30 protein-coding genes are annotated in these 22,129 nt (G+C 64.8%); 21 read left to right on the forward strand and 9 right to left on the reverse strand.

Annotated elements, in window-relative coordinates; translation table 11 throughout:
* Positions 1-59: 59 nt before the first annotated feature.
* Complete coding sequence (locus RGUI_RS19215) at positions 60-467, forward strand: DUF4864 domain-containing protein (RefSeq protein WP_081535810.1); 408 nt, start codon at positions 60-62, stop codon at positions 465-467.
* A gap of 3 nt (positions 468-470) precedes the next feature.
* On the opposite strand, the gene RGUI_RS19220 is transcribed toward RGUI_RS19215, so the two are convergent.
* From RGUI_RS19220 to lgt, 4 genes are read right to left on the reverse strand one after another with little or no spacing between them, the layout of a single operon-like run.
* Positions 471-962 (reverse strand): HugZ family protein, encoded by a 492-nt coding sequence (locus tag RGUI_RS19220; RefSeq protein WP_081535811.1) that lies wholly within the window; start codon positions 960-962, stop codon positions 471-473.
* A 31-nt stretch (positions 963-993) separates the two neighbouring features.
* A complete protein-coding gene (gene pgeF, locus RGUI_RS19225) occupies positions 994-1,749 on the reverse strand; it encodes a peptidoglycan editing factor PgeF (RefSeq protein WP_081535812.1) in 756 nt (251 codons plus the stop codon).
* Entirely contained in the window at positions 1,746-2,810 is a 1,065-nt protein-coding gene (locus RGUI_RS19230; RefSeq protein WP_081535813.1) for a class I SAM-dependent methyltransferase, read from the reverse strand. Before RGUI_RS19230 ends, pgeF begins: the two co-directional genes overlap by 4 nt.
* Complete coding sequence (gene lgt, locus RGUI_RS19235) at positions 2,807-3,697, reverse strand: prolipoprotein diacylglyceryl transferase (RefSeq protein WP_081535814.1); 891 nt, start codon at positions 3,695-3,697, stop codon at positions 2,807-2,809. The genes RGUI_RS19230 and lgt overlap by 4 nt, the downstream gene beginning before the upstream one ends.
* Positions 3,698-3,794: 97 nt before the next feature.
* On the opposite strand from lgt, the gene RGUI_RS19240 reads away from it, so the two are divergent.
* Positions 3,795-4,037, forward strand: coding sequence for an accessory factor UbiK family protein (locus tag RGUI_RS19240; RefSeq protein ID WP_081535815.1), 243 nt, complete (start codon positions 3,795-3,797; stop codon positions 4,035-4,037).
* Between the two features lie 295 nt (positions 4,038-4,332).
* Here the strand turns inward: RGUI_RS19240 and RGUI_RS19245 are convergent, their stop codons facing one another.
* Positions 4,333-4,767: a hypothetical protein gene (locus RGUI_RS19245; protein ID WP_081535816.1), complete on the reverse strand. Its 435-nt coding sequence runs from the start codon at positions 4,765-4,767 to the stop codon at positions 4,333-4,335.
* 555 nt (positions 4,768-5,322) lie between these two features.
* On the opposite strand from RGUI_RS19245, the gene RGUI_RS19250 reads away from it, so the two are divergent.
* The 5 genes from RGUI_RS19250 to argF all read left to right on the forward strand — a co-directional run bounded on the left by RGUI_RS19250 (position 5,323) and on the right by argF (position 9,347).
* Positions 5,323-5,826, forward strand: a complete 504-nt coding sequence (locus RGUI_RS19250; protein WP_081535817.1) for a YbjN domain-containing protein — start codon at positions 5,323-5,325, stop codon at positions 5,824-5,826.
* Between the two features lie 32 nt (positions 5,827-5,858).
* Complete coding sequence (proC, locus tag RGUI_RS19255; RefSeq protein WP_081535818.1) at positions 5,859-6,680, forward strand: pyrroline-5-carboxylate reductase; 822 nt, start codon at positions 5,859-5,861, stop codon at positions 6,678-6,680.
* Positions 6,677-7,015, forward strand: coding sequence for a tRNA-binding protein (locus RGUI_RS19260; protein ID WP_081535819.1), 339 nt, complete (start codon positions 6,677-6,679; stop codon positions 7,013-7,015). The genes proC and RGUI_RS19260 overlap by 4 nt, the downstream gene beginning before the upstream one ends.
* Positions 7,016-7,233: 218 nt before the next feature.
* Positions 7,234-8,424 (forward strand): aspartate aminotransferase family protein, encoded by a 1,191-nt coding sequence (locus RGUI_RS19265; RefSeq protein WP_081535820.1) that lies wholly within the window; start codon positions 7,234-7,236, stop codon positions 8,422-8,424.
* A complete protein-coding gene (gene argF, locus RGUI_RS19270) occupies positions 8,421-9,347 on the forward strand; it encodes an ornithine carbamoyltransferase (RefSeq protein WP_081535821.1) in 927 nt (308 codons plus the stop codon). The genes RGUI_RS19265 and argF overlap by 4 nt, the downstream gene beginning before the upstream one ends.
* 16 nt (positions 9,348-9,363) lie before the next feature.
* Here the strand turns inward: argF and hrpB are convergent, their stop codons facing one another.
* Positions 9,364-11,805 carry an ATP-dependent helicase HrpB gene (gene hrpB / locus RGUI_RS19275; protein ID WP_081535822.1) on the reverse strand — a complete coding sequence of 814 codons (2,442 nt, stop codon included), beginning with the start codon at positions 11,803-11,805 and terminating at the stop codon, positions 9,364-9,366.
* Between the two features lie 100 nt (positions 11,806-11,905).
* Between hrpB and meaB the strand changes: the two genes are divergently transcribed.
* From meaB to RGUI_RS19295, 4 genes are all read left to right on the forward strand, one after another.
* The gene (gene meaB, locus RGUI_RS19280; RefSeq protein WP_081535823.1) at positions 11,906-12,889 is read left to right on the forward strand and encodes a methylmalonyl Co-A mutase-associated GTPase MeaB; all 984 of its coding nucleotides are present in this window, start codon (positions 11,906-11,908) and stop codon (positions 12,887-12,889) included.
* Positions 12,886-13,626: a glutamine amidotransferase gene (locus tag RGUI_RS19285; RefSeq protein ID WP_081535824.1), complete on the forward strand. Its 741-nt coding sequence runs from the start codon at positions 12,886-12,888 to the stop codon at positions 13,624-13,626. Before meaB ends, RGUI_RS19285 begins: the two co-directional genes overlap by 4 nt.
* A 109-nt stretch (positions 13,627-13,735) precedes the next feature.
* The gene (gene rpmB, locus RGUI_RS19290; protein ID WP_081535825.1) at positions 13,736-14,023 is read left to right on the forward strand and encodes a 50S ribosomal protein L28; all 288 of its coding nucleotides are present in this window, start codon (positions 13,736-13,738) and stop codon (positions 14,021-14,023) included.
* 178 nt (positions 14,024-14,201) lie between these two features.
* A complete protein-coding gene (locus RGUI_RS19295; protein WP_081535826.1) occupies positions 14,202-14,690 on the forward strand; it encodes a copper chaperone PCu(A)C in 489 nt (162 codons plus the stop codon).
* A gap of 62 nt (positions 14,691-14,752) precedes the next feature.
* Here RGUI_RS19295 and RGUI_RS19300 read toward each other — a convergent pair whose 3' ends face one another.
* On the reverse strand, positions 14,753-15,445 hold the full coding sequence (locus RGUI_RS19300) for an NAD-dependent deacylase (RefSeq protein ID WP_081535827.1): 693 nt from the start codon (positions 15,443-15,445) through the stop codon (positions 14,753-14,755).
* Positions 15,446-15,487: 42 nt separating this feature from the next.
* Between RGUI_RS19300 and RGUI_RS19305 the strand changes: the two genes are divergently transcribed.
* Positions 15,488-15,940 (forward strand): low molecular weight protein-tyrosine-phosphatase, encoded by a 453-nt coding sequence (locus RGUI_RS19305; RefSeq protein WP_081535828.1) that lies wholly within the window; start codon positions 15,488-15,490, stop codon positions 15,938-15,940.
* A gap of 25 nt (positions 15,941-15,965) precedes the next feature.
* Here RGUI_RS19305 and RGUI_RS19310 read toward each other — a convergent pair whose 3' ends face one another.
* Positions 15,966-16,205 carry a hypothetical protein gene (locus RGUI_RS19310; protein ID WP_081535829.1) on the reverse strand — a complete coding sequence of 80 codons (240 nt, stop codon included), beginning with the start codon at positions 16,203-16,205 and terminating at the stop codon, positions 15,966-15,968.
* Positions 16,206-16,371: 166 nt separating this feature from the next.
* Here RGUI_RS19310 and RGUI_RS19315 point away from each other — a divergent pair, with 166 nt between their 5' ends.
* The 4 genes from RGUI_RS19315 to RGUI_RS22255 all read left to right on the forward strand — a co-directional run bounded on the left by RGUI_RS19315 (position 16,372) and on the right by RGUI_RS22255 (position 18,523).
* Complete coding sequence (locus RGUI_RS19315; protein WP_081535830.1) at positions 16,372-16,641, forward strand: DUF6455 family protein; 270 nt, start codon at positions 16,372-16,374, stop codon at positions 16,639-16,641.
* Between the two features lie 5 nt (positions 16,642-16,646).
* Positions 16,647-16,907: a DUF6455 family protein gene (locus RGUI_RS19320; protein WP_081535831.1), complete on the forward strand. Its 261-nt coding sequence runs from the start codon at positions 16,647-16,649 to the stop codon at positions 16,905-16,907.
* Positions 16,908-17,272: 365 nt separating this feature from the next.
* The gene (locus tag RGUI_RS19325; protein ID WP_081535832.1) at positions 17,273-17,743 is read left to right on the forward strand and encodes a hypothetical protein; all 471 of its coding nucleotides are present in this window, start codon (positions 17,273-17,275) and stop codon (positions 17,741-17,743) included.
* 15 nt (positions 17,744-17,758) lie between these two features.
* The gene (locus RGUI_RS22255) at positions 17,759-18,523 is read left to right on the forward strand and encodes a hypothetical protein (protein ID WP_253798633.1); all 765 of its coding nucleotides are present in this window, start codon (positions 17,759-17,761) and stop codon (positions 18,521-18,523) included.
* A gap of 56 nt (positions 18,524-18,579) precedes the next feature.
* Here RGUI_RS22255 and RGUI_RS21580 read toward each other — a convergent pair whose 3' ends face one another.
* The gene (locus RGUI_RS21580; protein ID WP_156883032.1) at positions 18,580-18,726 is read right to left on the reverse strand and encodes a hypothetical protein; all 147 of its coding nucleotides are present in this window, start codon (positions 18,724-18,726) and stop codon (positions 18,580-18,582) included.
* A gap of 171 nt (positions 18,727-18,897) precedes the next feature.
* Here RGUI_RS21580 and RGUI_RS19335 point away from each other — a divergent pair, with 171 nt between their 5' ends.
* The 5 genes from RGUI_RS19335 to pcl all read left to right on the forward strand — a co-directional run bounded on the left by RGUI_RS19335 (position 18,898) and on the right by pcl (position 22,115).
* The gene (locus RGUI_RS19335; RefSeq protein ID WP_081535833.1) at positions 18,898-19,323 is read left to right on the forward strand and encodes a hypothetical protein; all 426 of its coding nucleotides are present in this window, start codon (positions 18,898-18,900) and stop codon (positions 19,321-19,323) included.
* Positions 19,324-19,352: 29 nt separating this feature from the next.
* Positions 19,353-19,727, forward strand: a complete 375-nt coding sequence (gene pyp / locus RGUI_RS19340) for a photoactive yellow protein (RefSeq protein ID WP_081535834.1) — start codon at positions 19,353-19,355, stop codon at positions 19,725-19,727.
* Between the two features lie 247 nt (positions 19,728-19,974).
* Positions 19,975-20,334 carry a hypothetical protein gene (locus RGUI_RS21585; RefSeq protein WP_156883033.1) on the forward strand — a complete coding sequence of 120 codons (360 nt, stop codon included), beginning with the start codon at positions 19,975-19,977 and terminating at the stop codon, positions 20,332-20,334.
* 13 nt (positions 20,335-20,347) lie between these two features.
* Positions 20,348-20,851, forward strand: coding sequence for a hypothetical protein (locus tag RGUI_RS19350; protein ID WP_081535836.1), 504 nt, complete (start codon positions 20,348-20,350; stop codon positions 20,849-20,851).
* Between the two features lie 16 nt (positions 20,852-20,867).
* Entirely contained in the window at positions 20,868-22,115 is a 1,248-nt protein-coding gene (gene pcl, locus RGUI_RS19355; protein WP_172841207.1) for a 4-coumarate--CoA ligase, read from the forward strand.
* Positions 22,116-22,129 lie beyond the last annotated feature (14 nt).

Here is a 22,129-nt window from a genome sequence, read left to right on the forward strand (position 1 = left end):
GTCCGGGCGTCGTACCTTGAATGTAGACGTCCAGAGATTTCCAGCCAAGGGAGAGGTCGATGTTCAGGTTCGGTGCCGTGTTGGCGATGGCGGTCTGGGCCGCGCTGCCGCTTCGCGCGGGGCCGGTGTCGGATGCGGTACAGGGCGTCATCTCCGACCAGATTTCGGCATTTCTTGTGGATGACATCGACCGGGCGTTCTCCTTTGCGTCGCCGGGGTTGCGCGATCACTTCGGCATGGCGGGGCGTTTCGGTGAAATGGTGAAGAACGGCTATCCCATGGTCTGGCGTCCCGGGGATGTCCGGTTCCTGCAGCTTGATGGGGACGGCAAGGCCCGGCGCCAGATTGTCGAGATATCCGACCGCGCCGGGCGCCCATTCCGGCTGGAATACGAGATGATCGAGACCGAAGAGGGCTGGCGCATCGACGCTGTTCGGTTTCTGCCGGTGCCGCCGCCCATGACCTGAGTGTTAGCGGCGTGGCTCACCTAGGTCCGCGGCAGTCAGCCGAAAGGCCTGTCCAAAGCCCCCGTTCAGATGGCCGGAAAGCGGTTCGAACAGGACGAAGTGGAAATCGGCGAAATCCACGTAAAGCTGGGCCTTCGGTTGAAACGAGAGGTAGTGCGCGCGCATGTCAGCCCGCTCTGCGCTGTCGCGCGGGATGAAGCTCGCCCGCGCCTGAACGGTCAGGCGGGGATGGGTCAGCGGATCGCCCTTGTCCCCCGGTTCCCCGACCATAAGCGAACAGAGCGGCGCTTGCCGAAGGGCGTGTGTATGGGGGGCCAAGTCGGAAATCAGCGTGATCGCGCCCGTGATCGACCCCGGTGCAAGCGCGATGCGTGTCACGAAGGGTGCCCCGTCCAGCAAAACGCCCAGCGCTGCGAACCGGGCATGTCCGATCAGTCGGGCCGCCAGATCCCGCGCCGCATCATCGGCTGGGCGGAACGGGTCCTTCGGCGGCATCGCGATGTCCTTTCGGGCTGTGCCGGCTGGGTCAAAGCCGGATCGCCGAGATCAGCCGCCCGTAATCGACCTCGTGCTCATGCACGCTTCGGCGATAGGAAAAGAACCGTTCGGGATCGGAATAGGTGCAATGGCGCGTCCACGCGGCCTGTCCGATGCCGGCCTTGCGCAACCGCGCAAGGCTGTAGGCCGGCAGGTCGAACATCATCCGGTCGCCCTTGCCCGAGGCGAAGAACCGGCCGTTCTCGGCTGTCTCGTCCATGAAGGTTTCAAAGAACTCGGGCCCGACCTCATAGGCGCGCTGGCTGATCGTCGGGCCGATGATGGCAACCGTGTTGCCGCGGTTGGCGCCGAGCGTTTCCATCGCGTCGAGCGTGGCCTCAAGCACACCGCCAAGAGCGCCGCGCCAGCCCGCATGGGCGGCGCCCACGACACAGGCCTCCCGGTCGGCAAAAAGCACGGGCTGGCAATCGGCGGTCAGAACCGCAAGGGCAAGGCCCGGGCGCTTTGTCACAAGACCGTCTGCCCGTGGCAGTTCCGAAAGGGGCCCTTCGATCACGGCGACATCGGCGGAGTGGACCTGGTTGACCGTGATCAGGCGTTTGGCATCCAGCCCCAGCGACGCGGCGACCCGGGCGCGGTTGATGGCGACGACATTCGACTGGTCGGACGAGCCCCCGCCGCAATTCAGGCCCGAGAATATGCCAGAAGACGCCCCGCCGCGGCGGGTGAAAAAGCCGTGACGCATGGGGGACAATGCGTCCGAGGTCAGGATTTCGAGCGTCATGGGTCGGCTCCGGGCGGGGGTGGACTGCCCTTTGGTGTCAGCGCGAGAATCTTGAAGAGCGTTCCCATTTCCTGTGGGTGGGTCAAGCGGCGATGTGCGGCAATATGACTTTCGAGGGCCGCGCCGGTCATCCCACGGGCGAGAATTTGCGCGCGCTGCGTGATGCCAAGCCGTTCGAGAAACACCCCTTGAGCGGTCATGGCACTCACCCGCACGTCTGTCGCAGCCTTTGCCAGCGCCTCGAAATCGACATGGGCGGTCAGATCGGCGGCGCCGGGATTGTCCAGCGGCGGTTCGGGGCGGTGCTGGCGCACGGCCTGCAACGTGTCACCGTATGATCGCCACCCGCCATAGTCGGCAATCAGCGCCGCCCCGCCGTGGATGGCGATGCGCCTTGCGACTTCTGCCATAATGGGTTGGGCCGCGGGGCAGGTTTCGACCAGATCGCCGGGCGCGGTGTCGTCAAGGCGATGGTCAAGCTGCGCCAGAGGGGCAGGGGCGGACAGACCAAAGCCCAGATGGTCGTCGACAATGCCGACCTGACGTTCGCGCCAGCCTGCGGGATCGCGTTGGAACTGGCGGATCGGAAGGGCGTCGAAGAACTCGTTCGCGACCAGCAGGAGGGGAGCGTCTGGCAAGTCCTCCGGCCGGTCGAGCCATGTGATGTCATGGCCGTCAAGGGTCTGCCGCTGCACGGCGCGCAAGGCGGGGGAGGCCTCGACCAGATGAACATGCGCGGCGTCGTGAAATCCGGGCAGGGCCTTTGTCGCGCGCAGGATATCCGCCATCAGCGTGCCGCGCCCCGGCCCCAGTTCGGCAAGTGTCACACGGGCCGGGGCGCCCTGATCCAGCCAGACCTGTGCCAGCCACAGGCCAAGCAGTTCGCCGAACATCTGGCTGATTTCCGGGGCCGTGGTGAAATCCCCCGCCGCGCCGAACGGGTCGCGGGTTGAGTAGTAGCCATGCTCGGGGTGCAACAGGCACTCCCCCATGAACTCGGCGACAGTGATCGGACCGGTCGCGGCAATTCGCCGGGAAAGTAGCTTCGCCAGTGGTGTCATGTCCGCCGAAAGCGTGCGGTGGCGATGAAGGCGAGCCCCAGAACGATCAGCGGTATCGACAAAAGCTGGCCCTGCGTCAGACCGGCGCCCTGCCAGTGCACTGCATAGCCCATCGGGTTATCGGGGCTGACGAACTGGAAATCGGCCTGCCGGAAGAACTCCACGAAGATGCGTCCTATGCCATAGCCGAGGAAGAACACCCCCGCGATGAAACCGGGCCGTTTCAGCGCATCGCGCCGCAGGACCAGCCACAGGATCACCGCGCCAAGGACCAGCCCTTCCAGCGTTGCCTCGTATAGCTGCGAGGGGTGGCGCGCGCAGGGGACCTGATCCCAGCCGGGGCAGAACTGGGCAAGATCGCCCGGAAAGACCATTGCCCAGGGCACATCGGACGGGCGGCCCCACAGCTCGGCATTGATGAAATTGGCCAAACGTCCGAACAGCAGGCCCTGTGGGGCGGCTATGGCCAGCGCGTCGGAGGCGGACAGCAGCGGGATATCGTGTTTCCGCGTGAACATAATCAGCGCCAGCATCACGCCCAGAAGGCCGCCGTGAAAGGCCATGCCGCCATGCCAGAGCATCGGGATTTCCCAAGGATGCGACAGGTAGTAGCCGGGCTTGTAGAAGATCACGAATCCCAGCCGGCCTCCGAGAATCACGCCAAGGATGATCCAGGTCAGCAACTGTTCCACCTGGGCGGCCGTCATCGGCGCGCGGTTTTCCGGCCACAGCTTGGCGTGGTTGACGAGCATAACGACCAAGCGCCAGCCGATCACGATCCCCGCGATATAGGCCAGCGCATACCAGCGCAGCGCAAACTCCAGCCCGAGCACGGAAATCGCGAAGATCTCGGGGTCGAGGTCGGGGAATTGCAGGACGGCTTGCATGGCGGCACTCTGTTGGTTGGTTCAGCGGCGAAGTCAACCTTGAGGTCACTCCGCCTGCGCGCCATATAGACGGGGAATGTAAATCCCAGAGGCCGAAATGCAGACCAAGAGCAAATTTCTCGACGACATGTCGAAACTGATGACCAATGCGATGGGCGTGGCCCAGGGCGCGAAGGACGAAGCAGAGACCGCGATGAAAAGCATGGTCGACCGCTGGCTGGCCGATCGCGATTTCGTCACGCGTGAGGAATTCGACGCGGTTCGCGCGATGGCGCAGAAGGCGCGTGAGGAAAACGAGGCACTGAAATCCCGGATCGAGGCCCTGGAAGCGGGCCGGTAAGGTCCGCACGGGTCCGGGCGCCGCGCCGGGCGCGATGGCAAAGGTGCCCGATTCCGACTTCGGCTGTCAGCCGGGTCTGGCATATCCGACGTCGCCGCAAGGATCGCTCAGGCGGGGTCCGAACCCGGACCTCGAAACAGGCGTCGGTTGGATCTGCGCGTCTAAATGCCGACCGCTGCTAATCGACCTTCGTCCGCGGATCGAAATCAACGCCGGGGCATGAGGCGCGCGCACCGGATCGAAACCAGAGTCATCCGCTCTCCCGGCCTGTGACGTTTCCAGACGTCCGCGTCGTTCAGGCCGCGTGGCGCGGTTTTGAGCGAGGCGCGGCGATCCCGAGTTCGGCAAAGAACTTCGACAGTTGCACCTGCAAAACCCACGGCACATCGCTGAGCTTCACGGCTTCGAATTCCGGGCCGGTATTTGCGTCGTTGAGACCACGGCTGATCTGCTCTGCATGCAGGCGGGAGCCGGAGCTCTGCATGATTCTGAAGCATCCATCCTCGGTAGAACTGGCGACAAGCCAGGCATGGTCGGGTTGGAGCGTGCCCGATGAAATCAGCCAGCGCAGCGTGTTGGTGTCGTGAAAACGCGGGCGGAAGATGACTTCCTCTTCGCCGGCTGCATTACCGTTCTGCCGCTCATAGCGCGTCGGGGTCCGGCTGCCGCCGCGATATGCGTTCGACGTCGTCGGAGTGTTCCGGGTCGGGGCGTTTGGGTGTTTCTGCATCGCGTGTGTCTTTCACATCTTGTTGCATGGGACGGCTGCGAAACTCGACGATGAAATTTCCGCCGTCTTTTAAGTGAATAGACCCTGAATGCAGGCATCGTAGGGCAGAAAACGGCGGAATTCTGGGCCTTTCCTAGGCCGGGGCCCGGTTGGAGAGGCTGCCATGACACAGTCCCGCATCCCGTTTCCGTAAGGGTTTGTCAGGATCTTTCTGCTGATTGTCCGGCGGGGGCGTGTCTGCCAGGGCGCAGACATGTGCAGTTCTCCGCGGCCGTCCGTGCATGTGAGTCGGCGATGGTGCGAAGATGCGTCGGGGGCACGGGCGATCAGGGGCGCGGTCGTGACGGCGTTCTGGGCGCAGCCGACGAAATGTCGGAGATATCCCCAGATATAGGGGGTGGCGGAACCGCCGTTACAAAAATTACGCTTTACACGTTGGGTCTTTGACCGCACCATATCTAGTAAGGGTCGGGAAATAGTTAACCAGACCTTCGAGCGGGCACCTAAGCCTTGTGGGCTGCCAAATGCACAAGGCAACAACAAGAGAGGCCGGGCATGTCACTATCCGAAGACTTCCTGCACAGCGACGATCTTCACCCCATCGATATCGTCGAGCACTTGGCCGAGTACCGCGAATGGGACTTTGACCGGGTTGCCGACGACCAGATCGCGATGGCGGTCGAGGGGCAGTGGCGGACTTATTCGATCACCCTTGCCTGGTCCGGCCATGACGAGATGCTTCGCCTTATTTGCACCTTCGAGATGGAGCCGCCCGAAGACAGGCTTCCGACTCTCTATGAGACACTGAATCAGACCAACGACCTGTGCTGGGCCGGGGCATTCACCTTCTGGGCAGAGCAACGGTTGATGGTCTGGCGGCACGGTTTGATCCTGTCCGGCGACCAGCCGGCGGGTCCGGAGCAGATCGAGCGGATGATCGCGGCGGCCGTGGGCACGTCTGAACGGTTCTATCCGGCGTTTCAGCTTGTCTGCTGGGGTGACCGGTCGCCCGCAGATGCCTTGCAGGTCGCCATTGCAGAGGCTTACGGGCGCGCCTAACCTCCGCCCCCTAAAGGTTGAAGGGGGATCAGATGAATATGGACGATCTTGCAGCCCGGGGCATGGTTCTGCTGGGCTGTGGCAAGATGGGCGGGGCCATGCTTCAGGGCTGGCTGTCAGGCGGATTGCCCGCAGCATCGGTTTGGGTGGTCGATCCGCACCCGTCCGACTGGGTAGAGGCGCAGGCAGAGGATGGTCTGCATCTGAACACGGCCTTGCCGGAGTCACCCGCCGTCGTGCTGTTGGCGGTGAAACCCCAGATGATGGACGCGGCGCTGCCGCAGGTGGCCGCGTTTGCGGATGGGCGGACGATCTTCCTGTCGGTTGCCGCGGGCAAGACGCTTGACTATTTCGCCGCCGGGTTGGGCGAGGCCGCCCCCGTGATCCGCGCCATGCCGAACACGCCCGCCGCCATCGGGCGCGGCATGACGGCGATCATCGGCAATGAAAAGGTGGATGAGGCAGGGCTTGCGCTGGCCGAGTCGCTGCTGTCCGCCGTGGGCCAGACGGTCCGGCTGGAAACCGAGGATCAGATGGATGCGGTCACCGCGGTTTCCGGCTCCGGTCCCGCTTACGTCTTTCACCTGATCGAAACGCTTGCCGCCGCCGGAGAGGCCCAAGGCTTGTCGCCCGAAATCGCCATGAAACTGGCCAAGGCAACGGTCGGCGGGGCCGGCCAACTGGCTGAGGACGCCGCCGAAGACCCGGCCCAGTTGCGGGTCAACGTCACATCTCCGGGCGGCACGACCGCCGCGGCGCTTGAGGTCTTGATGGACGCCGAAACCGGTTTCCCGGCGCTTCTGACCCGCGCCGTTGCCGCCGCCGCAGACCGCAGCCGGGAGTTGGGCAAATGACCGAGATCAGTTTCGACGATTTCCTGAAGGTCGATATCCGCGTCGGGCAGATCATCCGCGCCGAACCCTATCCCGAGGCGCGAAAGCCCGCGATCAAGCTGTGGGTCGATTTCGGCCCCGAGATCGGGGAAAAGAAGAGCTCTGCCCAGATCACCGCGCATTACACGCCCGAAGACCTGCCCGGGAAGCGCGTGCTTGGCGTGGTCAATTTCCCGCCCCGGCAGATCGGCAAGTTCCTGTCGGAGGTTCTGGTCCTTGGCCTGCCGGATGAAGACGGTGAAGTCGTGCTGATCACGCCCGACAAGGATGTGCCGGTAGGCGGGCGGATGTTCTGACGCGGCGCGCGGGTTTTTCTGGACACGACCGGGAATTCGGGCTAGGCGCGCCCCATGACACTGAACGCACATACCTTGCGACCCCGGTTGCACCGACGCCGCCGCGCTGCCTGACAGGCCGCCGGTCGCGTGCGTCCACGCGTCTCTTTTTCCCATCGTTGACTTGAACCTGCACCTGGGGCACCCCTAGGTCTTCCGATCCGAAGGATATCCGACCGATGATCCCGTCCGTCCTGCCGACCTACAACCGCGCGCCGCTGTCATTCGAGCGGGGCGAAGGCACATGGCTTATCGCGACGGACGGCCGCCGATACCTCGATTTCGGGGCCGGGATCGCGGTGAACGCCTTGGGCCATGCGCATCCGGCGCTGATCGCGGCACTGACGGAACAGGCGGGCAAGCTGTGGCATCTGTCGAACCTCTACGAGATTCCCGAACAGACCGCGCTGGCCGAGGCGTTGGTGGTGCAGACCTTTGCCGACACCGCCTTTTTCACCAATTCCGGGACCGAGGCCTGCGAACTGGCCGTCAAGATGGCCCGGAAATACTGGTATGAGAAAGGCCAGCCGGACCGCGTGAATATCGTGACCTTTTCCGGTGCGTTCCACGGCCGGTCCTCGGCGGCCATCGCCGCGGCGGGGTCGGAGAAGATGACCAAGGGCTTCGGCCCGCTTCTTCCGGGTTTCGTTCATCTGCCCTTTGGCGCGCATGATGCGGTTCTGAACAACGCCATCGACGACACGGTGGCGGCGATCCTGATCGAGCCGGTGCAGGGCGAGGGCGGTATCCGCCCGTTGCCCGATGTCTGCCTGAAAGGCTTGCGCGATCTCTGCGATGAATGTGGGACGCTGTTGATCTTTGATGAAGTGCAATGCGGCATGGGCCGGACGGGCAAGCTTTTCGCCCATGAATGGGCGGGTGTCGCGCCCGACATCATGATGGTGGCCAAGGGCATCGGCGGGGGCTTCCCGCTGGGTGCCGTTCTGGCGACCGAGGACGCCGCCAGCGGCATGACCGCGGGCACCCATGGCTCCACCTACGGGGGCAATCCGCTGGCCTGCGCGGTGGGCAAGACGGTTCTGGATATCGTGGCCGACCCGGCCTTTCTGGACGAGGTGAACCGCAAGGCAGGGCTTTTCCGCCAGCGGCTGGAGGGGCTGGTTGCCAGTCATCCGGACGTGTTCGAACTGGTGCGCGGGTCCGGGCTGATGCTGGGGCTGAAATGCAAGGTCACGAACACGGATGTCGTGCAGGCGGGTTATGACCGGCAGCTCTTGACGGTGCCGGCGGCCGACAACGTGGTGCGGCTCTTGCCGCCTTTGACCGTGAGTGATGACGAGATTGCCGAGGCAGTGGCCCGGCTCGATGCCGCCGCGGCAACGCTGGCGCCGAAGGAGGCCGGGCAATGACCCATTTTCTGGACATCAACAAGACCGATCCCGGCGATCTGCGGGGCATGATCGAACTGGCAAGGACGATGAAATCGGCCCGGGCCGGTCGCCCCAAGGGCGCTGTGGACGACGACCAACCCCTTTCGGGGCGCATGGTCGCGCTGATCTTCGAGAAGCCGTCCACCCGGACGCGGGTGAGCTTTGATGTGGGCGTGCGCCAGATGGGCGGGCAGACCATGGTTCTGTCGGGCAGCGACATGCAATTGGGACATGGCGAGACCATCGCCGATACCGCCCGCGTCCTGTCCCGCTATGTCGACCTGATCATGATCCGGACGTTTGAGGAAGCCACGCTGCTGGAGATGGCGGAACATGCGTCTGTGCCGGTGATCAACGGTCTGACCAACCGCACCCATCCCTGCCAGATCATGGCCGATGTCATGACCTATGAGGAACACCGGGGCAATATCGGCGGCCGCAAGGTGGTCTGGTCGGGGGACGGCAACAACGTCTTCGCCAGCTTTGCCCATGCGGCGGGGCAGTTCGGTTTCGACCTGACCTTCACCGGCCCGCCGACGCTGGACCCGGAGATGGTTTTCGTCGAGGAGGCCCGGGCCAAGGGCGTGGCCGTGGAGATCGAGCGCGACCCGTTCAAGGCAGTTGCGGGCGCCGATCTGGTGGTGACGGATACATGGGTGTCGATGCACGACCCGCAATCGGCGCGGGAACGCCGGCACAACCAGTTGCGCCCCTATCAGGTGAACGAACGTCTGATGGACGCGGCAAAACCCGATGCACTGTTCATGCATTGCCTGCCCGCCCATCGCGATGAGGAAGCGACCAGCGCGGTCATGGACGGGCCCCATTCGGTGATTTTTGACGAGGCCGAGAACCGCCTGCACGCGCAAAAGGCCGTCATGCGCTATTGTCTGGGGGTGTAGGGGGCACTGCCCCCGCTCAACCGCGTCGTTTCGCGCGCAGCGTCGGATCGGCGGCGGTCGGGTCCTCCGGCCAGGGGTGCTTGGGATAACGGCCGCGCATGTCCTTGCGCACATCGGCATAGGACGACGCCCAGAAGCCGGGCAGGTCCGTTGTGACCTGCACCGGGCGGCCCGCGGGCGACAGCAGTGCAATCCGCAGCGGCAGGCGTTTCGGCCCGATAGAAGGGTGTTTGGTGACGCCGAAAAGTTCCTGTAGACGGACGGAAATCGACGGCGTCTCGGCGCCGTAGTCGATCGGAACCTTGCGGCCCAGCGGCGTTTCGAAATGGGGCGGGGCTAGGCGGTCGGCCTGTTGCAGCTGCTCCCATGACAGGCGACCGCGCAGGGCGGGAAGGATATCGAGCCGCTTCAGGTCCTCTGCGCTGCGCACGCCGCCGAGATAGGGCAGCAGCCAGTCCTCCAGCCCCGCGTTCAGGGCGTCATCGGACAGATCCGGCAGATCGGCGCCTTCGCGGCACAAGAGTTCGATCCGGGACTGGAACCGCCGGGCCGCGTCGGACCAGGGCAGGCCCAACATCCGAACGCCGTCGAGCATCGCTCTGGCTATGGCCTCGACCGGGGCGTTTTTCCAGACGCGGTCCTCCAGCACCAGCGCGCCAAAGCGTTCCTGTCGGCGGGCGACGACGCGGTTTTCGCGCCGGGACCAGTCGCAGACATCCCGCCAGCCGATGGCCGGCCCATGGGCGGCGCGCAGGTCGGCATCCGACAACGCCGCGGCGAGCCGTATCTTCGCCTCGCGCGCATCGCCGTCGAGATCGAGGGCGACGATCAGGCGTTGGCCCGCAAGAGCATCGGTTTCGTCCAGCACCGCGCCCTTGCCGCCAGACAGCACAAAACGCGGCTGGTCGCCCTTGCGTCGCAACCCCACCCGGTCGGGATAGGCCAGTGACGCCATTTCCCCCGGGGACATCGGCCGAGGGCTTTCGGGCGCGCGTGCTGACAGGCGCTTCGCCTCCTGCCATATGCGAGACAGCCCACCTCGGTCGGGCGGGACGGGAAAGTGACCCTTGGGGTTTTCGATGGCGCGCAGGCGGAGGGACAGATCGCTGCCCGCCCCCCGCAGCGGATCGCGATCCTCCAGCAGGGCCGCCAGCGGTGCGGCCTGTTTACCGGCAACCAGCAGCATATGCGCCAGCCGGGGGTGGACCGGAAGGGCGGCCAGCGCGCGTCCGTGGTCGGTGATCCTGCCGCTTGTGTCCAGCGCACCAAGTTGGGCCAGAAGGGCGCGTGCCTCGGCAAAGCCGCCGGGGTTGGGCGGGGTCAGAAAGGCCATCTCCTCGGGATCGTCGGTGCCCCAAAGCGCGAGGTCGAGCGCGAGGCCTGTCAGGTCGCCGCTTTCGATTTCCGCAGGCGGGTAGGCGGCGAGCGCGCCGTCCTCTCCCTTGGTCCAGAGCCGGTAGCACATGCCTTCGGCCACGCGGCCCGCCCGGCCCCTGCGCTGCTCGGCCTCGGCGCGGGTCACGCGTTCGGTCACCAGCCGCGACATGCCGGAATTGGGGTCAAAGCGCGCGCGCCGGGCGCGGCCGCCATCGACCACGACGCGGATGCCCTGAATGGTCAGCGAGGTTTCGGCGATGGAGGTCGCCAGAACGATCTTGCGTCCCTCCGCCGACGGTTGGATCGCGGCGCGTTGTTCGGCAAAGGGCATGGCACCGTAAAGCGGGCGAATATGGCAGTCGGGCGGTAGGCGGCCGGCGAGTGCGGCGGCGCAGCGGCGGATTTCGCCTTCACCCGGCAGGAAGACGAGGACGCCTCCGCGGGTTTCGCACACGGCCTCGACCACCAGATCGGCCACGGCCTCGGGCAGGCGGGCGCCTTTTGGCAGCGGTTTCGGCAACCAGCGGGTGTCCACCGGAAAACTGCGGCCTTCCGAGGTCACCACGGGGGCCGCGTTCATCAGGGCGGCCACCGGGGCGGCGTCGAGCGTGGCCGACATCACCAGAAGCACAAGGTCCTCGCGCAGCGCCTCTCGGATTTCCCAGGTCAGCGCCAGCCCCAGATCGGCGTTGAGGGAGCGTTCGTGGAACTCGTCGAAGATCACCGCGCCGATGCCGTCCAGGCCGGGGTCCGACTGGATCATCCGGGTCAGGATGCCTTCGGTCACGACCTCGATCCGCGTTGCCTTGCACGACTTTGTCTCGCCACGGATGCGGTAGCCGACGGTCTGGCCGACGGCCTCGCCCAGAGTCTCTGCCATGCGTTCGGCAGCGGCCCGCGCGGCCAGACGGCGCGGTTCCAGCATCAGGATCCGCCCCTCCACCAGCCCCGAGTCGCGCAGGGCCAGCGGCACGCGCGTCGTCTTGCCCGCACCCGGGGGGGCCTGCAGAACGGCGCGGCGCGCCTTGGTCAGCGCGGCGATCAGGCCGGGCAGGGCGTCGTCGATGGGAAGGCGGGTCATGGGCGCCTTATCGGGGATTTCGCCGGTCTCTGCCAGAGGGGTGGACACCCCCGCCGACACGCGGCAAGAGAGGGGCCGCCCCAAGAGCCCGGAGCCGCCGATGGACATTGACGACATAGCCAACCGCATCCGCAAAGGGGAGCGTCGGGCGCTGGCCCGCGCGATCACGCTGGTCGAGAGCGGGCGAGAAGACCACCGGCAAAAGGCGCAAGAACTGCTGGAGAGGTTGGCCGCCACGCCGGGCTACGCGCTGCGGATCGGCCTGTCGGGCACGCCGGGTGTGGGCAAGTCGACCTTCATCGAGGCGTTTGGCACCATGTTGACCGGGCAGGGGCACAAGGTAGCGGTTCTGGCGGTCGATCCAAGTTCGGCGCGATCCGGTGGCTCGATCCTCGGCGACAAGACGCGGATGGAGCATCTCAGCCGCGATCCCAACGCGTTTATCCGGCCCTCGCCCAGCCAGTCGGCGCTGGGCGGTGTGGCACGCCGTACGCGCGAGGCCGTCAGCCTGTGCGAGGCCGCGGGCTTTGACATCGTGCTGATCGAAACCGTGGGCGTCGGCCAGTCCGAAACCATGGTGGCCGAGATGACCGACCTGTTCATCCTGCTGATGGCGCCGGGCGGCGGGGACGAATTGCAGGGCGTCAAGCGCGGCATCATGGAGATGGCCGACATGATCCTTGTGAACAAGGCCGATGGCGACCTGAAGCCGGCGGCGGAACGCACGCGGGCCGATTATGCCGGGGCGCTGCGCCTGCTGCGGCACCGGCCGCAGGACCCGGAAGGCTTCCCCAAGGCCGTCTGCGTCTCGGCCGTCGAAAAGGCGGGGCTGACGGATGCGTGGGCGGAAATGCAGGCACTGGCCGACTGGCGCCGGGAGCAGGGGCATCTGGATCGGCGTCGGGCGGAACAGGCGCGCTACTGGTTCGCCGAGGAAGTCCGGCGCGGCCTGCTGGCCCGGTTGGAGCATGACCCCGAGATGCAGGCCCGCATGCGTGACATGGGCGAGCAGGTGGCACGGGGCGATCTGACCGTGGCGCGGGCGACGTCGGACATGCTGAACGTTCTGGGGGCCGCGTCGTGAAACCGTTCCTGATCCTGCAACTGCGTCCCGAGACGGAGGCCTCTGACGACGAATTCGACGCGATCCTGCGCAAGGGGGGTATCGACGCGGGCCATGCCCATCGCATCCGTCTGGATCAGGCGGACATCCCTGCGGGGCTGTGCCTTGACGACTATTCCGGTGTGATCGTCGGGGGCGGCCCGGGCTGCGTGTCGGACCCGGAGGATACCAAATCGGCCCTCGACAAGCGCATGGAAGATGCCGTCATGGGCCTGATGCCAGAGATCACGGCGCGCGACTTTCCCTTCATGGGCTGCTGCTACGGCATCGGCATTCTTGCCCATCACCTTGGTGCCGAGGTCAGCAAGGCCTGCTATGGCGAACCGGTTGGGGCGACGACCTGCGTTCTGACGGCGGACGGGCGCGCCGACCCGCTGCTGGCAGATGTACCGGATACCTTCCGCGCCTTTGTGGGGCACAAGGAAGCCGTGCAGCACCTGCCCGAGGGCTGCGTGCACCTTCTGGAATCCGAACCCTGCCCGTTCCAGATGATCCGCTATCGCGACAACGTCTATGCCACCCAGTTCCACCCCGAGGCCGACAGCGACGGGTTCGAGGTGCGGATCCGGATCTACAAGGACCGCGGCTATTTCCCGCCGGACACCGCCGCGGACCTGGTGGCTATGTGTCGGGCAGAGGATGTGCATGCGCCCGAAACGATCCTGAGGCGGTTCGTGGCGCGCTATGGCCGTGACTGACCGGATAAGCGCTTGACGCCCCCGGCGTTTGCGCGTATGCGACCCGGACGGAATTTGCGGCGCTGCCTTACGCGGCGCCGATTGCATTATCGAGACAAGGAAAACACCCATGTCGCGCGTCTGCGAACTGACCGGAAAAGGGCCCATGAGCGGCAACAATGTCAGCCATGCCCACAACAAGACCAAGCGCCGGTTCCTGCCGAACCTCAACGACGTGACGCTGATCTCCGACGTGCTGGGGCGCTCGTTCAAGCTGCGCGTGTCGGCGGCGGCGCTGCGCACGGTGGACCACCGCGGGGGGCTTGATGCCTTCCTCGCCAAGGCCGGTGACAGCGAACTGTCCGAAAAGGCGCTGAAGATCAAGAAAGACATCGAGAAGGCGCAGGCCACCGCCTGACCTTTCGGTATTTCGAACGATGTTCCGGGCCCCGCCTTGGCGGGGCCTTTGGCGTTTCGGGTTTGGCCCGGGGGGGCGCTGTCTTCCTGGACATGCAAAGATGTTTCACGGGCTTGCCTTTGGTGCCATGTTTGGCGATCAATCCGCAGGGCGCGCGTGAATGACAGGGAGAAACGAGATGAACCTGAAGACCCTATCCCTTGCCGGTCTGGCTGCCGCCGTCTTGGCCTTGCCCGCTTTCGCCGGGGACATTGCCATTGAGGACCCGTATGCCCGTGCTTCGACCATGATGTCGAAATCCGGTGCGGCCTTCATGACCATCGTGAACGCAGGGGCGGCGGATGACCGTCTGGTCGCCGCGACGTCCGATGTCGCGGACAAGGTGGAACTGCATACCCACAAGGAAGACGCCAATGGCGTGATGCGCATGGTCGAGGTCGAGGAAGGCTTCCCGGTTCCGGCGGGGGGGCAGCGGGAACTCAAACGCGGGGGCGACCACGTGATGTTCCTTGGCCTGACCCGTCCGCTGGAGCAGGGCGACATGGTCAAGATGACGCTGACCTTCGAACAGGCTGGCGAGATGGAGATCGAGGTTCCCGTCGATCTGACGCGCGACCCGATGATGAAGCCCGGCACGATGGGCGGTCAAATGAAGATGGGGAACTGAGCCCCGACTGCGGAAAGCCCTTTGTTGCCCGGCGCCTGCCGCCGGGCACGACCGGTGGACGATCAGCGGCCCAGCATCTCGTCCACCCAAGCCGGGACAAGAACCGAGGCCGGCCCCTGCCGCGCCTCGTCGAAATCGTGGATGTTCTCGGACGGGTCTAGGTTCAATTCCAGCGTCCGCGCCCCGGCCCGCCCGGCATCCTGAACGAAGGCCGCGGCGGGGTAGACGCTGCCCGATGTTCCGATGGACACGAACAGGTCCGCGGCCCTCAGCGCGTCCCAGATCGCTTCCATGTGATAGGGGAATTCGCCGAACCAGACGATGTCGGGCCGCGTGGCGGGGGCCTTGCAGGCCGGGCAGGGGTCGTCGGCGCGCATCTCCATCGGCGCGTCCCATTCATGGGCGCAAGCGGCGCATTTGGCCCGGGTAATGGCCCCATGCATGTGCAGCACGTTCCGGCTGCCTGCGCGTTCGTGCAGGTCGTCGATATTCTGGGTGACGATCAGCACGTCGCCCGGCAGCGCCTGTTCCAGCCGGGCAAGCGCGGCATGGGCGGCATTCGGGATCGCCTCCGCCGCGTTCTTGCGGCGGGCATTGTAGAACGCATGCACAAGGGCGGGGTTTCGGGCAAAGCCTTCGGGCGTGGCGACCTCGGTCAGGTCGTATTGCGACCAGATGCCGCCGGTATCCCGAAAGGTTCCAAGCCCGCTTTCGGCGGAAATTCCGGCTCCTGTCAAAATCACGATCTTGGTCATCGCGTCCTCCTTCGATAACTGTTCTGAAGAAAGGAGTTGCCCATGACCACCCGTATCCTGTTCGTCTGTCTTGGAAATATTTGCCGATCCCCGACCGCGCATGGCGTCTTTGACCATATGGCACGCGCTGCGGGGCAACCGGTCGAGGTCGACAGCGCAGGCACCGGGGGGTGGCATGTGGGCGATCCGCCGGATCGGCGGGCCCAAGCGGAGGCCGCGAAGCGGGGATATGATCTCAGCCAACTTCGCGCGCGGCAGGCGCAGCCGCAGGACTTTGCCGACTTCGACCTGATCCTTGCGATGGACCGGTCCAACCTCGCCGCGCTGGAGCGGATGCGGCCGGAGGGCAATGACACGCCTGTGCGGCTGTTCCTGGAATATTCGGACAGCTTGCAGGAAGAAGTGCCCGATCCCTATTACGAGGGCGGGTTCGATCTGGTCCTGGACCTGATCGAGGATGCATCCCGCGGTTTGCTTCGGGACTTGTCACGCTGAACCGACGCGGGCCGCCGGGCACGGCTCAACGCAGCGGCAGCCCGACGCGGTACATGCCCTCGGGCAGGTCGAGGGCGGCGCCGATCTCGTGCAACTGGGCCAGGGAAAAGGTGACCTTCTGCACGCGATCGGTGCGGGGGTCGAGTTGTTCGACCGTGACGCAATCCTCGAACGCGGTCACGATGATGTCTTCCTGCAAGTGATCGGGCCCCTCGTCGATGAGGGTGATGACCGTCGCGTCGAAGTCGTGCTCGATGGTGAACATGGGATCAGGCTAGCGGCCCGCGGCCGTCTTGTGAAGGGTTTGCACCGGCGGGTTGTAGCAGGGGATCGGCATGTCATCCGAGGCGCGTGCGGATTTGACACGTATCAAGGCGTTAAAGCGCCCGCTCCGCTTTAGTGACCGCAATATGAGGTAACAGGAGTATGCCATGTCCGGCAAGACCAAGTATGACGAGCATGCCGCGCTGGTCGAAAAGATGGCCGAGGTGCTGGGCGTCGACCTGACCGAAGAGATGATGGCCGGCCGCTGGACCCCGGAGGACATGCAGGCGACGGTGTCGCGTTGTCTTGGCTGCACGGAGCCGTCCCATTGCCAGGGATGGCTGAAGGACAATGCCGAAGGCGCGCGGGAAACGCCGGGCTACTGCCGGAACAAGGACCTGCTGGAAGCGCTACGGGCCAAGCTGGCGACCGCCTGAGAACGATGGAAGATCACGGCAATCTCTCCATGCATTTCTGGCTGGCCCAGGGCATGGCCCGGACCATCGGCGTGAATGTCAATCAGGCGCTGAACGAGGGCCAGATCGGCCGGGGCGAGTTTTCGGAACTGATCGCGCGATGTTGCCATTGCGACCGGTCAGACACCTGCATGACCTGGATGGGGCAGCAGGTGAGTGGTGCCGAAGCCCTGCCGGGCTGGTGTGCGCTCAAGGATCGGTTCGAGGCGCTCAGGGAACTGGCCTGACCGCAGGGCCCCGGTGGGCGGGGCCTCACAGCACAGATTGATTCGGGCCGACACTTAGCAGTGGGTTCGGCCATTCCCTTGTGCTTGCAGGGCGCCAGCGGTGGCCTCGGTTGCCTTGGTGCGGTCACACCTCTGCAGAATTCTTCCGATCAGTCCGACAGCCCCGCGGCGATTGTTGCGGGCCCCGGAACGCCTGTCGGACCAGGCTGGGCGGGGCGTCCTGCCATCGCTATGTCATCAAAAACATTGTCGGGACATGCGGAGAAGGCCACCGCGGGTCGGCGCGCGACCATTCACGCGATGGTAAGAGATGCGCTTTAGTCCTTGGCCGAAGAACCGCACGCGCGATCCAGGAGGGCATTGGCGTGAGCACGGCCAGTCACCCGGGTTTTCAGACCGGGCCCAGCACAGCATGGACGATCGAGTTGTTTCAACGCGACGGTGCACCGCCGCTGCGTGTGTCCTGCCGGTGCCTCAGCCATCGCAGCCGCCCCGGCGAGAACGGCGAAATGCTGTTTCTTGGCCTGTGGGAATTGCGCAATGGCGGCTACATCGTCGCGCGCAGCCTGCTGGATGGCGACGCGCCCAAGGCGACCGCGGACAAGGCGGAGAATCTTGAGACAGCGATGCTTCTGATCGAGGCGGCAACTGCCGCGCTTGAGAAGAGTGCCGGCATGACCTTCGTGCCCGGGGATCTGTCGCCCACGTCCTTCGGGCAGGCTTTGCAAAGACTGCAATCCCGGTCCGAACGCCGCCATAGCTTCATGAAGCTGGCGGGGGAGGCGCTGGACGACTGGCAGCGCCTTGTCGGTACCGAATTCGATTCCACCCATTGATGAAGGATGGACGCCATGGAGCCCAACAAAACCTATAAGCGCCGTGCCGGTACGGTCCGCAGCGAGGCTCGCGCCCATCTGGCTGAGATCCGCAAGGCCCGGATGGCCCGCCGCAAGCCCGAGGCTGCGGAAAAGGATCACGTGGCCCTGCGTGCGGCCGCCCCTGTCACCCAGCCGGCCCATGATGCCATCGCCATTCGACCCTCTGCCACGCCGCGGAGCTTTGAACACACGCTGGTTGATCCGGCGCCGACCCCGTGCAGCGATTCGGTTGAGGCAACCGGTCTGGCTGAACCCGCTGTCGAGGAGACTAAAGCGGACACTGGTGAGGTGGCAGCCACGGCATCCGCTGCCGCAGGTGTCGACGAAGCACCCCTGAGCAACGGGACGACGGACGGGGAATCGGGTGAGGGAGATGACCCGCTGGCCTCCTCTGCGCCCGAAGACGCCCCGAAAGACTCCGCGGCCGCGGCGAAAGCCACGGTCCTGCCCGATTCCGAACCGGACGCTGTGGATGGCGCGTCGCCCGACATGCCCGAGGAGGCCGCGCCCGAAGAGCCGGCTGAGCCTGCGCTGGATTCCAGCAGCGACCTGTTCGATCTTCCCGGTGCCGGAAGCGGGCTGGTCTGGATGCTTCAGAACGCCGGTGTCGCCACCATGCGCGATCTGGCCGCCGCCGACGCCGATGCGTTGTCGGAACGACTGGGCCTGATCGGCCAGATCCTGGACATCGGCCACTGGATCGACTTCGCAAAGTCGCAGGTCACCCCCAAGGGCTGACCAGCCCCATCATCCCGGCCGCGGCCGGGACATGTTCCGTTCTGCCCCGCAGCGTTTCAGTGCGTCGCGGGTTGCAGCACGAACTTTGCGTCCGGCAGGAAATCCGACAGGAAAAGTATCATTTCAGATGCTTCTGCAATCGTTTTGAAGACGTATAGCAGGATGCTTTCGCCATCCTGCATGACGCGCAATTCCACCGTCATGTTCAGCCCCACACTTCAGTCACCACATTGTCTAATAAAAATCATTTGAAGGTCCGCGAATAGCCCTGTCCGCTGGATACAGATTGTTCACTCGTTGGATCGATAACGGGATCAGGATCGGATGGAACCGGTCCGGAAGAAGCCAATGCCGCCGGAAGGAGCATTCAGCGCATGAAGGAAATTGGGAAACTCTACGAGGCCGATGGCCGGTACGAGTTCCGTCTCGACGAGATGGGACTGATCGTCCGCGGCGAACACCCGGAATGGGTGATGCAGGCCGCAAGCGAGGTCGTCTCTCAGACGGCGCGGCTTGAAGCAGAAAGCAGGCTTGACGAGCTGGAAGCGCTTGTCGAGTTCGAGGCCGCAAGCGAGATCGAGGTCGACAGCGCGAAATACGCCAAGAAGGAGCGCTTCGAAACGATCCCGCAATGCATCGTCACGATGGGCAAGCTTGACTACCGTTGGGCAGCCCCCGAGGGGCGCGCGATACATGCCGATGAATTCGACGGGCATCCGTATCGACGGATCAACGACATGTCGATGACCTACAACGATTCGTTCCTCCAGAACGAAAACGGCGTCGACACCTCCAAGTAACACCACGGACTGACAGCAAGGATAACACGATGGAAATCATTCCTTTCGGCAGCGCGGATCTCGATAACATCCTTTCCCGCGAGCCTCAGCGCGCGGAATACCTGCCCTTCGGTGCCGTTCTGCTCGACCGCAACGGCACGATCGTCAAGTACAACAAGGCCGAGGGCCTGATCGCGAGCCGGACCCCCGAGGACGTGATCGGCAAGAACTTCTTCAACGAGATTGCTCCCTGCGCCAAGGGCAAGCGCTTCCACGGCGAGTTCCTGAAGTTCCACCAGACCGGCCAGATCAACGTGATGTTCGACTACAAGTTCGCCTACAAGGGCGCGAACGTCTCGGTGAAGATCCACCTCAAGTCGCAGCCCGATGGCCAGCACTGCTGGTTGTTCGTGAAACGCGCCTGACCGGAGCGGCGCGGCGATGCTCACGGAACGGGACATCAGTTACGAAGCGACCGTTTCGCCGGAACTCGTCGCCCTTCTGACTGGCGGATGCCACACTGGCGCGCCCGTGCCGACCTGCGAGCCTGAACCGGAGGACACACCGGCCCAAGAGGTCGACGTTGCCCCCGTTTGTCCGGAGAAACCGGACGGGCCCAAGGCGCCCTGGCAACCGCTTTCCCTGCGCTGCGACGGGCGACGCCCGGTCTGCATGTCGGGGCTCAGCGTGTGGTGTGATGAAGTCGAGGCAGACTATGTCGACGGGTCCGGGCAGACCGGGATTGGACGACGCCGCTTCGAACTTTTCTTCACCGAGGAGGGCGACACGGTCGCCCATCTGGTTGTCACACCTCCGGACGCGTTGCCGGCGCGTCCAATTCACCGCGTAGCCATCCTGTCCGATCTCGGGGACCTCGATCGCTTTCTGCAAGCGAATGATCCTTCCGAATGTCTGGCCGTTGCCCCGTGGGTGCATGCGTCGGACCGGAACGAGGACCTTTGGGCCGGGCTGCGCGTCGTTCCGCCCTTTCCGCCGGGGTCAACGCTCCGGGACAGAAACCCAATGAACTGAAGGACGAACTGCCATGAACGTCATGAATCCCGCAGGACCGATGCCCGTCGACTCCATGTCGCAGATGGGCGACCGGTCCGAGACCCCGTCCGTCGGCATGTCGAGCGAATTCCGCATCCGGCGGGTCGGCGGTCGCCCGATCGTCTTCCGCGGTTCGGAACTGGCGATGAGCATGAGCTTCACGCCCGAGATTCCGTACTGGTACGAAATGAACATCTACCGCACGCAAAGCCAGCGATTCGTGCTTGCAGTCCGTGTGTTCTTCCAGTCCGCGGACGAGGAAGATTATGTCCGAGCCTGGGAATTCGATGACCTGAGCGACGTGTTCGATGCCATCGAGGGCTACGACGCTGCGCAAGACGTCAAGATGACCCTGCCGGCCAAGATCGATACCCTGCCGCCGGCAGCACTTGCGGCCCATGCGCTGGAACTTCAGGCCAAGGTGTCTGCCGCGCGCGCCCATTATCAAGGTCTTGTCGGCGAGCTGTTTGCCGAAATCGAGTCGAAGTCGGCCTGAGGACGGTTTCGCGCCGATGACTCCGGAGAAACTGGAAAAGGCACGGCCGCCGCTCTTGGGAAAAGACGAGGCGCGGCGCCTCTGTATCGCGCTGATCGAGGCAGAGCAGGACCGGCTCTTGCGCGAAGGGCGTATCGACAGGACATCCATGATCGGCGCCCGCCTGGCCGGGGCGGGCACGATCGACCCTGACGACCTTCTGATCGACGAGGCGACACTGGGCTTTGACAGCCTCTCGCTGCTCGATCTGATCATGTCACTCAACCGCTATTTCGGACTCGCGTCCACCGGGGTCGAGGACTACCTGCTGGTTCAGCGACGTCTTGGCGACTGGGCCGATCTGGTTGCGCATCATTTCGAGCTTGTGGGCCGGGATGCCGAGATAACCTTTACCACGTCTGGCAGCACGGGCCCCGGAAAGCTAATCCGGCATGGCCGCGATGTGCTTGAGGCCGAGATGTCCGGGGTCGCGGACCTTTTGCAACCGTATCTGCGGCCGGACACCCGGGTTCTGTCGATGGTCGCGCCCCTGCACATCTACGGGTTTCTCTGGGCGTGTCTCTTGCCGCGGATGACCGGGCTTGAGGTGCGCGATATCGGTGCGTTGTCGCCCACGCGCTTGCTGCGTGAAGCGCGCAGCGGCGACATCGTCCTTGGCACCCCCTTTACCTGGGCACAGCTTGCGAAGACCGGTGGCAGACTGCCGGATGACGTCACCGGCGTCAGTGCCGGGGCAACGTCCACACGGGATACATGGCAGGCCGTTGCCGAAATCGGGCTGGACCGGCTGATCGACATCTTTGGATCGACCGAAACCGGTGGCGTGGGTATGCGGGCGGAGGAGGGCACGCCCTTCACCCTGCTGGCGCATCTGACACGCTGCGGCGAGGATATCGCGCGAAAGTCCGACCCGACCACGCCCCTTGCCCTTCAGGACCGGCTGGATTGGACCGATGCGCGCGCCTTTCGCGTGCTGGGGCGGAATGACACCGTCGTCCAGATCGCGGGGACCAATGTCAACCCGGATGCTGTGCGGGAGGTCTTGCGTGCCGACCCTGCCGTGGCCGATGCTGCGGTGCGGCTGGATGGCGACCGGCTGAAGGCCTTTGTCGTCCCGACCGACGGGGCAGGCGATACCGGGCCGCTTGAAACGGCCCTTCGGGATCGCGTGAACCGCGAGCTGCCGGCGCCGGCCCGCCCTGACCGGTTTACCTTCGGCCCCCGGATTCCGCGCAACGCGATCGGCAAGCTGGCCGATTGGTAGACCGTTTGTCCCCG

The organism is Rhodovulum sp. P5, assembly GCF_002079305.1.
In the GTDB taxonomy this organism is placed as follows: domain Bacteria; phylum Pseudomonadota; class Alphaproteobacteria; order Rhodobacterales; family Rhodobacteraceae; genus Rhodovulum.

What these genes read in the sequence shown, in the direction of transcription:
- meaB (WP_081535823.1), top strand. Translation starts at nt 11,906, where the DNA reads ATGGACATTGACGACATAGCCAACCGCATCCGCAAAGGGGAGCGTCGG.
- lgt (WP_081535814.1), bottom strand. Translation starts at nt 3,697, where the DNA reads ATGCAAGCCGTCCTGCAATTCCCCGACCTCGACCCCGAGATCTTCGCG.
- RGUI_RS19295 (WP_081535826.1), top strand. Translation starts at nt 14,202, where the DNA reads ATGAACCTGAAGACCCTATCCCTTGCCGGTCTGGCTGCCGCCGTCTTG.
- RGUI_RS22255 (WP_253798633.1), top strand. Translation starts at nt 17,759, where the DNA reads ATGGAGCCCAACAAAACCTATAAGCGCCGTGCCGGTACGGTCCGCAGC.
- RGUI_RS19220 (WP_081535811.1), bottom strand. Translation starts at nt 962, where the DNA reads ATGCCGCCGAAGGACCCGTTCCGCCCAGCCGATGATGCGGCGCGGGAT.
- hrpB (WP_081535822.1), bottom strand. Translation starts at nt 11,805, where the DNA reads ATGACCCGCCTTCCCATCGACGACGCCCTGCCCGGCCTGATCGCCGCG.
- RGUI_RS19335 (WP_081535833.1), top strand. Translation starts at nt 18,898, where the DNA reads ATGAAGGAAATTGGGAAACTCTACGAGGCCGATGGCCGGTACGAGTTC.
- RGUI_RS19350 (WP_081535836.1), top strand. Translation starts at nt 20,348, where the DNA reads ATGAACGTCATGAATCCCGCAGGACCGATGCCCGTCGACTCCATGTCG.
- RGUI_RS21585 (WP_156883033.1), top strand. Translation starts at nt 19,975, where the DNA reads ATGTCGGGGCTCAGCGTGTGGTGTGATGAAGTCGAGGCAGACTATGTC.
- RGUI_RS19215 (WP_081535810.1), top strand. Translation starts at nt 60, where the DNA reads ATGTTCAGGTTCGGTGCCGTGTTGGCGATGGCGGTCTGGGCCGCGCTG.
- pgeF (WP_081535812.1), bottom strand. Translation starts at nt 1,749, where the DNA reads ATGACGCTCGAAATCCTGACCTCGGACGCATTGTCCCCCATGCGTCAC.
- RGUI_RS19240 (WP_081535815.1), top strand. Translation starts at nt 3,795, where the DNA reads ATGCAGACCAAGAGCAAATTTCTCGACGACATGTCGAAACTGATGACC.
- argF (WP_081535821.1), top strand. Translation starts at nt 8,421, where the DNA reads ATGACCCATTTTCTGGACATCAACAAGACCGATCCCGGCGATCTGCGG.
- rpmB (WP_081535825.1), top strand. Translation starts at nt 13,736, where the DNA reads ATGTCGCGCGTCTGCGAACTGACCGGAAAAGGGCCCATGAGCGGCAAC.
- RGUI_RS19250 (WP_081535817.1), top strand. Translation starts at nt 5,323, where the DNA reads ATGTCACTATCCGAAGACTTCCTGCACAGCGACGATCTTCACCCCATC.
- RGUI_RS19260 (WP_081535819.1), top strand. Translation starts at nt 6,677, where the DNA reads ATGACCGAGATCAGTTTCGACGATTTCCTGAAGGTCGATATCCGCGTC.
- pcl (WP_172841207.1), top strand. Translation starts at nt 20,868, where the DNA reads ATGACTCCGGAGAAACTGGAAAAGGCACGGCCGCCGCTCTTGGGAAAA.
- RGUI_RS19310 (WP_081535829.1), bottom strand. Translation starts at nt 16,205, where the DNA reads ATGTTCACCATCGAGCACGACTTCGACGCGACGGTCATCACCCTCATC.
- RGUI_RS19305 (WP_081535828.1), top strand. Translation starts at nt 15,488, where the DNA reads ATGACCACCCGTATCCTGTTCGTCTGTCTTGGAAATATTTGCCGATCC.
- RGUI_RS19320 (WP_081535831.1), top strand. Translation starts at nt 16,647, where the DNA reads ATGGAAGATCACGGCAATCTCTCCATGCATTTCTGGCTGGCCCAGGGC.
- RGUI_RS19230 (WP_081535813.1), bottom strand. Translation starts at nt 2,810, where the DNA reads ATGACACCACTGGCGAAGCTACTTTCCCGGCGAATTGCCGCGACCGGT.
- RGUI_RS19245 (WP_081535816.1), bottom strand. Translation starts at nt 4,767, where the DNA reads ATGCAGAAACACCCAAACGCCCCGACCCGGAACACTCCGACGACGTCG.
- RGUI_RS21580 (WP_156883032.1), bottom strand. Translation starts at nt 18,726, where the DNA reads ATGACGGTGGAATTGCGCGTCATGCAGGATGGCGAAAGCATCCTGCTA.
- proC (WP_081535818.1), top strand. Translation starts at nt 5,859, where the DNA reads ATGAATATGGACGATCTTGCAGCCCGGGGCATGGTTCTGCTGGGCTGT.
- RGUI_RS19265 (WP_081535820.1), top strand. Translation starts at nt 7,234, where the DNA reads ATGATCCCGTCCGTCCTGCCGACCTACAACCGCGCGCCGCTGTCATTC.
- RGUI_RS19300 (WP_081535827.1), bottom strand. Translation starts at nt 15,445, where the DNA reads ATGACCAAGATCGTGATTTTGACAGGAGCCGGAATTTCCGCCGAAAGC.
- RGUI_RS19315 (WP_081535830.1), top strand. Translation starts at nt 16,372, where the DNA reads ATGTCCGGCAAGACCAAGTATGACGAGCATGCCGCGCTGGTCGAAAAG.
- pyp (WP_081535834.1), top strand. Translation starts at nt 19,353, where the DNA reads ATGGAAATCATTCCTTTCGGCAGCGCGGATCTCGATAACATCCTTTCC.